The sequence below is a fragment of the Mycolicibacterium arseniciresistens genome, assembly GCF_030519285.1.
Taxonomy (GTDB): domain Bacteria; phylum Actinomycetota; class Actinomycetes; order Mycobacteriales; family Mycobacteriaceae; genus Mycobacterium; species Mycobacterium arseniciresistens.
This window is the reverse complement of the sequence record NZ_JAUMSQ010000124.1, coordinates 1-522: the sequence shown is the minus strand read 5'-3', so window position 1 is coordinate 522 and position 522 is coordinate 1. Positions and strand designations below refer to the sequence as shown.

Here is a 522-nt window from a genome sequence, read left to right as displayed (position 1 = left end):
CGTCGCGGTGGCCGAGGAGGCCAACTTCACCCGGGCGGCCGCACGGGTGCACGTCGCCCAGCCCGCGGTGAGCGCCCAGATCGCCCGCCTCGAGCGCGAACTGGGTCAGCCGCTGTTCGACCGCACCCGCCGGGCGGTACGGCTCACCGCGGCGGGCGACGCGGTGCTGCCGCACGCACGTGCCGCGCTGGCCGCCGTGGCCGACGCCAGGACCGCGGTGGAGGAACTGGGCGACCTGGTCCGCGGTTCGGTGGCGATCGGCACCGTGACGGCGCACGGCGTCGACATGCCCGCCCTGCTCGCCTCCTTCCATGCGGCGCACCCGGCCGTGGAGATCACGCTCGGCACCGAGGACTCCGACGCGCTGATCGACGGCGTGCAGTCGGGGCGGCTCGACCTCGCGATCGCCTCGGTCGGCCCCGACGAGGTGCCCGCCGGCCTGGCGGTCGAGGTGGCCACGGACGAGGCGATCGAGGCGGTCGTCGGGCGCGGCGACCCGTGGTGGGGCCGCACCCGGGCCTC

General features: G+C 77.0%; 1 protein-coding gene. It reads left to right on the top strand.

Annotated elements, in window-relative coordinates; genetic code table 11:
- On the top strand, positions 1–522 hold a 522-nt coding region (locus Q2100_RS16630), incomplete at both ends, for a LysR family transcriptional regulator (protein WP_302914977.1).